Annotated in this window: 7 protein-coding genes and 1 pseudogene; 5 read left to right on the top strand and 3 right to left on the bottom strand. The window is 63.2% G+C overall.

Annotated features, from left to right (window positions below; translation table 11 throughout):
• Positions 1–147: 147 nt before the first annotated feature.
• The 3 genes and pseudogenes from NTW26_07500 to hutU form a co-directional block, all read right to left on the bottom strand.
• Positions 148–357, bottom strand: coding sequence for a hypothetical protein (locus NTW26_07500; GenBank protein ID MCX7022099.1), 210 nt, complete (start codon positions 355–357; stop codon positions 148–150).
• Positions 357–569: a DUF1858 domain-containing protein gene (locus NTW26_07495; protein MCX7022098.1), complete on the bottom strand. Its 213-nt coding sequence runs from the start codon at positions 567–569 to the stop codon at positions 357–359. Before NTW26_07495 ends, NTW26_07500 begins: the two co-directional genes overlap by 1 nt.
• A 1-nt stretch (position 570) precedes the next feature.
• Positions 571–1899 (bottom strand): annotated as a pseudogene (gene hutU, locus NTW26_07490) (urocanate hydratase).
• 150 nt (positions 1900–2049) lie between these two features.
• Here hutU and NTW26_07485 point away from each other — a divergent pair.
• The 5 genes from NTW26_07485 to NTW26_07465 all read left to right on the top strand — a co-directional run.
• Positions 2050–2628: a hypothetical protein gene (locus NTW26_07485; GenBank protein MCX7022097.1), complete on the top strand. Its 579-nt coding sequence runs from the start codon at positions 2050–2052 to the stop codon at positions 2626–2628.
• A 244-nt stretch (positions 2629–2872) separates the two neighbouring features.
• Positions 2873–4156 carry a hypothetical protein gene (locus NTW26_07480; GenBank protein MCX7022096.1) on the top strand — a complete coding sequence of 428 codons (1284 nt, stop codon included), beginning with the start codon at positions 2873–2875 and terminating at the stop codon, positions 4154–4156.
• 27 nt (positions 4157–4183) lie between these two features.
• Complete coding sequence (locus tag NTW26_07475; GenBank protein ID MCX7022095.1) at positions 4184–4642, top strand: hypothetical protein; 459 nt, start codon at positions 4184–4186, stop codon at positions 4640–4642.
• Positions 4643–4735: 93 nt separating this feature from the next.
• Positions 4736–6370, top strand: a complete 1635-nt coding sequence (locus tag NTW26_07470; protein ID MCX7022094.1) for a hypothetical protein — start codon at positions 4736–4738, stop codon at positions 6368–6370.
• An 89-nt stretch (positions 6371–6459) separates the two neighbouring features.
• The coding region (locus NTW26_07465) for an MFS transporter (protein ID MCX7022093.1) at positions 6460–7291 on the top strand (832 nt) is incomplete at its 3' end.

Raw genomic sequence — 7291 nt, 5'->3', positions numbered from 1 at the left:
AGGGCATCTTCGGCGCCCACATGCGCCTGGGCCTTACGAACGACGGCCCGGTCACGCTCATCCTGGAGCGGGGGCACCGGGAGTAGGATTGGCGTTAAACGAAAAAAAAGGCGGGTCGGCCGCCCTTTTTCATTACCCGCGAGGCTGCTATACGTTCTCCTCCAGATACCCATTGAGCCAGCCGATTATCTCCTCGATCTGGCTCTCCCGGTAGCGTTTCGTCGCCAGGAGCTCGCCCACGGAGCCTGGAAAGACCTCGTTGCAGCGCAGGCAGAGGATGCCGCGCTGCTGGAACCAGTCGGCGGCCTTGGGGTGCTCCGCGAGGACGGTCTTGACCGGCGTGTCCTTGGTTACCATCACTCCCCCTTTTTCAAGAAGGCGTTCAGGTCGGCGACGATTTTCTTCACGTCCGCCGCCGAGTTTTCTCTGTTGCACAGAAGCTCGGCCAGGGTGCCCCAGAAGGGCTCGCCGCAGCGCATGCAGACGATTCCCCGCGCTAGAAGCCAGTCGGCGGCCGCCGGGCGCTCTTCCAGAAGCCGCTCCACGGGCATGTCTCGGGTTATCCCCATGTCAGTCGCCCAGCATCGGCATCTTGATGCCGAATTTTTTCGCGTTTTCGATGGCCCGCGGGTAGCCGGCGTCGGCGTGGCGGACTATCCCTAATCCGGGGTCCGTCGTCAGCACGCGGCTGAGCCGTTTATCCATTCCCGGCGTACCGTCGGCGACGATGACCATGCCGGCGTGCTGGGAGTAGCCCATGCCCACCCCGCCGCCGTGGTGGACGCTGACCCAGCTCGCCCCGCCCACGGCGTTGAGCATGGCGTTCAGGAAGGCCCAGTCGCTCACCGCGTCGGAGCCGTCGGCCATGCCCTCGGTCTCGCGGTTGGGGCTGGCCACGGAGCCGCAGTCCAGGTGGTCGCGTCCGATGACGACGGGGGCCTTGATCTCGCCCGTGCGCACCATGCGGTTTATCTCCAGGCCGAATTTTTCCCGTTCGCCGTACCCCAGCCAGCAGATGCGGCAGGGCAGCCCCTGGAACCGGACCTTTTCCCGAGCCTTCTTAATCCAGCGGGCCAGGGCCTCGTCCTCCGGGAAGAGGCGCAGGACCGCCTCGTCGGTGGCGTGGATGTCGGCGGGGTCGCCGGAGAGCGCCGCCCAGCGGAAGGGGCCCTTGCCGTCGCAGAAGAGCGGTCGGATGTAGAGCGGGACGAAGCCGACGATGGAGAAGGCCTCGGGCGCGCCCCGGTCCACCGTCTGGCCGCGGATGTTGTTGCCGTAATCGAAGGCCGCCGCGCCCGCTTTTTGCATCGCCAGCATGGCGTTCATGTGGACGACCATGGCCTCCAACGAGCGCCGCTTGTACTCCGCCGGGTCTTTCTTCCTGAGGGCCAGGGCATCCGCGAGCGGCATCCCGTTCGGTACGTAGCCCGAGAGCTCGTCGTGGGCCGAGGTCTGGTCGGTGAGAACGTCCGGCGTTATCCCGCGGATGCACTGCGTGCCGATATATATCCATGAGCCGGCGGTCATCTGGCCTTACATGATGTGGCACTTGGCCTCCAACTCGTAGAAGTGTTCCCACGTCGCCCACCGGGGCACGAGGTTCGAGTTGGCCAGAAGCACCCGGGGGGCCTCCTCGTGGGTGGTGAAGACGCCCACCGGCTTGCCCGACTGGACGAGGAGCGTCTCGTCGTTCCCCAGGTCGCGCAGGGTTTTCAGTATCGCTTCCAGGCAGTCCCAGTTCCGCGCCGCCTTGCCCGAGCCGCCGTAGACGATCAGGTTGGCCGGGTCCTCGGCCACGTCCGGGTCCAGGTTGTTCTGGAGCATCCGGTAGGCGGCCTCCTGGTGCCAGCCCTTGCAGCTGAGCCGGGTTCCGGTGGGGGCGTGCAGTTCGCGCGGCATGTTCCGTCCTCGGTTTTTTTTGCGTCGGTAAAGAGAAGATAGCACAGCGAAATGAGCGGTACAAGTCGCGCCTTTTTTATCGTCTCTCCTTGCCGAACCGCATTTCTTGGGCTATATTAGTAATGTAAATTCCACAGGAAAGGGATGATCATGTACCGACACATTTTGTTCATATTAGTCGTCTTCGCTACTTTCGCCTCGGCCGATGTCCTCTTCTTCGAGGATTTTACCTCCGGGAACCTCGACGGATGGACTTTAGATCCAGGTGAGATTGGCCAGCGCTGGATGATCACCTCCCAGCACTTCTTCACCGGCCCCTTCGGCGTACTCTGCGAGAAGGGGGAGGATCAGGATGAGCGGTTGATTTCGCCGCCCATCTGCCTCACCTCGGACGTCACCGTGAACTTCCACTGGGCCACCAGCTACACCTGGTTCGTCTCCCCCCACAACAACGGGGATTACAGCTTGGAGATCCGCGAGGCCGGCGGACCGGGCGAGTGGGTTGAGCTCTGGAACGAGGAGGAGTTCGGGCCGTTCGATAACTGGGTCTGGAACGAGACCGAGGTCGAAATCGGCCCGTACTGGTACGGGCACGACGTGCAGTTCGCGTGGCGCATCGTCGCCGACAGGGCCGCCGATGTGTGGCTCGACATGATAACGGTTTCCGACAGCGGTTCTTCGGATATCCAAGAGACGACTTTCGGGGCGATAAAGGCCACCTTCCGCTGATCGAGGTTCTGGCATGAGGGCGGCTTTAGGTCGCCCTTTTTTTTACGCCGTCTCCATCGCGGTCCGTTCCGATTCACCCGGGAGAGGTTCCGGCGTGGTAAGATATATCCCTCGCTAGTTGAGCGGGTTTTTGTACCCGGGAGCCTGGGGATGCCCGATGGCCGGTCGGCTCCGCCGGTGATACGAAAGCTCGCGCCTTGCCGGGAACGGACGAGATTTTCACGGATGACCCGTGAGGGTGACGATGGCCGGTATTGATACCAAATTAGCGGACCGGACGCGTGGAACCCGGTATCTCACTTGGGGCCTGATCGCTCTCGAGCTCATCCTGTGTGCCTTCATCGTCTGGGACGTGTCCGGCTATACACCCGACGACGCATACATCTACCTGAACGGGGCCCGCCAGCTGGCCGGCGGTCAACTGCCGAACATGACGCCGGGCGAGGTTCCCACCAACGCCTGGTCCAGCCTGCTGTGGGTGGGGCTTATCACCCCGGCCTACTGGCTCGGCGTCGACGCCCTAATCTGGGCCAAGGTGCTCGGTTTCATATTACTCCTGGGCGTTGTCTGGCAAATTGCGCGGATAATCGGGCTCTTCCACCCCAAGCTCAATCCGGCGACCGTCTGGGCCGTCGCGGGGCTGACGCTCGCCTACATGCCCCTGGTTTTTTGGGCCACGAGCGGCATGGAGACGATTCTCTACGTCTTCAGCCTGGTGCTGGTCTTCCGCCTGCTCCTGAGGGATATTTCGCAACGGCGGCTGTCCGTCGGCCTGGGGCTCGCCCTGTCCCTGCACCTGGTCACCCGACCCGACGCCTTCATCAACGTGGCCCTCGTGTTGGTGCTCCTGGTAATCCTCGTTCTGAACCACAAACGGTCCCACGCCAGGGCAGGGCTCGTGCGGCCCGCCGTAGGCCTGCTTCCTGGAGTCCTGCTGTTCCTCCTGCCCGGCCTCTTCTACCCGACCGTCCTTCCGACCAGCGCGCTGGCAAAATCCCTCGCTCTTACCGCCGTTTTCAGCGACCAATTCTGGTGGAATCTGCGCGAGCTGTTGTTGGACTTTGCGCTCACCCCGGGGAACGTTTTCATCTACGCCGGGATGCTTATCTTCGTGTTTGCGCGACGCCGGCAGGGGGATCCGATCGGCGGCTGGGAGGTGCGGGCCTTCGTCGTTTTTTTGGTCGTGATGCACCTGGGCAAGAGGGTGCTGGTGTGTGACTGGATGGCGATTCAGCGCCTGTGGCTTGAATCGGCGACGATAGCGCTCATCGCTTGCCTTCTGGCGCTCATCCGTCTGATCGAAAATAAAAAGTACCTCTTGATCTCCGCTGTCATTCTGTGCGGCAGCCTGGCGGCGGGGCTGCTCGGTTGGCGGGTTTACATCTTCTGCCATTACAACCGTACCGGCGACCCCGCCGAGGTGATGGGGCGGTTCATCAATGAGTTGAAGATGGACGATTCGTGGATGGTCGCCACCGATATGGGGGTTTTGCCTTACTTCGGCGAGATCTACACGATTGACGTCTAGTCCGTTCCCATCTGCAACTATCATCTTATGAAGGTTCCCGACGACTTCGCCTACGTGTGGAGTCATCGGGTTGATTTCGTCGTCGTCACCTCACCCTACATCACGGCGCCCCGGGCGGGGGCAACCGAATATCGCCTCCTGAACGACGTGCTCGGACAACGGGCTTTCTGGGACAACTACCGCCTCGTGCTCAGCGCCGAGTGGCGGGCCCCCTTCGACAATGGGGTAATTCGACCGCATCCGGGCCGTTATTACCACCTGTTCGTCTCGAAACGGATCGAATGCGATCTGCCCAGTCCCCCCATCCTGTTGACGAGGGGTCTCATGGCCTGGCCGGTGGCCGCGAAGGTCGTCCTGCCCGTGGAGCTCCCACCGGCGTACACAGAAAACGGCGTCGTTCCCGCCGTCCCCGACGAGCCTTTGGCAGGGTATTTGCTCCCCTCGTTTTCCGAACCCGACCGTCCCGGCGCCTCTTCCTCTCCCTGAACCTTCACGGCAACTTCAAAGATGCAGACCGCCGCGCCTGGGCGTGTTCTTGGCGCGGTACAATTGTAGTAGCATCCACTCGGGAGACGGAAAGTGCATCTACTGTCGGCGATCCGAGAAATCCGGGGTATCTGGTGGCTGGTCATCGCCGTGGAAATCGGCCTGGCCTTCATCGTGCTCTACGAGCTGGGGGCCTACTCCTTCGACGACGCCTACATCTACCTCTCGGGGGCGCGGCAGCTCTCGCGGGGCGAGCTGCCGAACCCGAGCGCCGGAGATGGTAAGCTCCCCACCAATTCCTTTTCCAGCCACCTCTGGCTCCTGCTTTTAACTCCAGCCTTCTGGCTCAAAATCCCGCCCCTCGTCTGGGCCAAGGCGCTGGGGTTTCTGTTTCTCCTCCTGTCGGTAATCCAGGCCGCGGGGATTCTGCGCCGTCTGAGACCCACCCTCACCCACGGTTCCTCCCTGGCCCTGGCTGGGGTTTTCCTCGTTTTCACCACCTCGGTCATCGGTTCGGTCAACGGCCTCGAAACGGCCCTGAACCTCTTCTCTATCCTTCTTCTGCTCCGGTTCGCGATCCGAGATTTATTGAAAGACAGGCTCAGCGTGGCCCTGGGCCTGGCCGCCGGGCTGCACCTGGTCACCCGACCCGACGCCTTCCTCGACCTCGCCGTGCTGGGGGCCGTCATCGGCTGGTGCTGGGCGTCGAAGCGGTCGAGCATCGGATGGCGCGACGTGTTACGGGTAAAGCTGGGAGCCCTCCCGGGCCTGGTCTTCTTCGCCGCCGTGGCGCTCGTTTACTGGCAGTTTCTGCCCACCAGCGCCGGGGTGAAGGTCCCCTCGCCGGAGGTGATGATCAGCCTTTTGAGTTTCAAAGAGGGCTTCTTCCGGGTCCTGGAGGATTTCCTCCGCACTCCCGGCCTCGCCTTGGTTTACACGGGCTTAGTTTATTTCCTGGTCCGGCGCGCAAAGGACGGGGAGGGTGGGAACGGCGGTGAGCGGACCCCCCGGCTGACCACTCCCCTCCGACTGCTCTTCCTCGGGCTGGCCCTGGACCATCTCGGTGAATTTTTCTTCGCCGGGGACCCCATCGGGGTGGGTCGCCTGTGGCTGCCTTCGGCCGCCACGGCCCTCGTCTGCGCCCTGTCCATGCTTCCCGCTTTCTGCTCCCGGCGCCAGAGCTTGGCCGTCGCCACCCTCCTTGTCGGTTTCACCCTCTGGGCCGGATTTCTGGGCTGGTGGCCCGATGTGGTTTACCACTACAACCACCCCGGCTCGCCCGCGGAGCGCCTTGGGGAGTTCATCGCCGAAACGAAGCTCGACGACTCCTGGCTGGTGACGATGGACATGGGGGTGGTGCCCTACTTCGGGGATCTGCCCACCATAGATTCCCACGACCGCCCCAAGTGCAACCGGTATCGGGCGTCGAACCCCGACGACCTGGATTATATCTGGCAAAAACCGGTGGACTTTGTGGTCCTCATCACGCCTGTACCGGAGCCGGAGCCGGGTTTCATCTACCACGGCATCAACCAGCTCGTGTGCGCCGACAAGCGGTTCGACGGCTTTCGGGAGGTGCTGGTCGCGGAGTGGCGTCCGCCGGTGGACCTCGACTCGCTTCTGACCAACGTCGGTCGCTACTTCCACCTCTACGTCTCGGAAAGGATCGAGTGCGATATCGGGGAGCCCGTTATGTTGCTGCGCGACGTTCCCGAAGTAGAGCCGTAGTTCCGGGCCCTGGACGGACACCCGACTCCGCGGCGGGCGAAGATGGCCGCATTTATATTTACATCGGGACTGAAAGGGCGGGTTGACTGATGCGTCGCTGGCTCATCCTCGCGGTCGTCGTTATCGTCCAGCTCTGCATCGGCGGGATTTACGCCTGGAGCAACCTGGCGCGAGCGCTCACCGATGTGTACGGTCTCGCCGAATGGCAGGCTCAGCTCGTCTTTGGGGTGAGCATCGCCGTGTTTGCACTGACGATGCTCTTCGCGGGACCCCTTCTCGATCGCCGCGGACCGAAAATACCCACCCTGATCGGGGGGTGCCTCTTCGCGGCGGGGCTGCTAGTGGCTTCCTTCTCCGGTGGTCGCTTCCCTCTGCTCCTCGTCGGGTACGGACTGGTGGCCGGGACGGGCCTCGGCTTCGTGTACCTCTGCCCCATCTCCGCGGCGGCCCGTTGGTTCCCGAAGAGGAAGGGGCTGGTGACCGGGGTGGCGGTGGCCGGATTCGGGGGCGGGGCCGTCATTCTGTCCATACTCATCGAGGGGATGTTGGCCGAGGGGCTGACCCCCCTGGACATCTTCCGCTGGATCGGCATCGTTTACGGTGTTTTGATTCTCATCGGCGGAAGCCTGCTGGCCAATCCCCCCGACAGCCCTCCGCCGCCCGCGCCTCAAGATATTCCCCGCGTCCGCCGCGACCTCCGGTTCTGGCGTCTGTTCGGGACCATGTTTGCCGGGACGTTCGCCGGGCTTTTGGTCATGGGCAACCTGAAGCCGATGGGCCTGTCGGGCGGGGCGGGGGAGCTCATCGCGGCCGCTTCGGTGAGCGCCCTGGCGGCGGGCAACGCGCTGGGGCGCATCATGTGGGGACTCATCGCCGACCGCTTCGGCCGTGGTATGGCCAGTGTGCTCTCCCTGTCGCTTT

The sequence above is a fragment of the bacterium genome (genome assembly GCA_026398675.1).
Classification (GTDB): Bacteria; RBG-13-66-14; RBG-13-66-14; order RBG-13-66-14; family RBG-13-66-14; genus RBG-13-66-14.
The sequence above is the reverse complement of the archived record's forward strand: the minus strand, read 5'-3'. Positions and strand labels throughout refer to the sequence as shown.

What these genes read in the sequence shown, in the direction of transcription:
- NTW26_07500 (MCX7022099.1), bottom strand. Translation starts at nt 357, where the DNA reads ATGGTAACCAAGGACACGCCGGTCAAGACCGTCCTCGCGGAGCACCCC.
- NTW26_07495 (MCX7022098.1), bottom strand. Translation starts at nt 569, where the DNA reads ATGGGGATAACCCGAGACATGCCCGTGGAGCGGCTTCTGGAAGAGCGC.
- NTW26_07485 (MCX7022097.1), top strand. Translation starts at nt 2,050, where the DNA reads ATGTACCGACACATTTTGTTCATATTAGTCGTCTTCGCTACTTTCGCC.
- NTW26_07480 (MCX7022096.1), top strand. Translation starts at nt 2,873, where the DNA reads ATGGCCGGTATTGATACCAAATTAGCGGACCGGACGCGTGGAACCCGG.
- NTW26_07475 (MCX7022095.1), top strand. Translation starts at nt 4,184, where the DNA reads ATGAAGGTTCCCGACGACTTCGCCTACGTGTGGAGTCATCGGGTTGAT.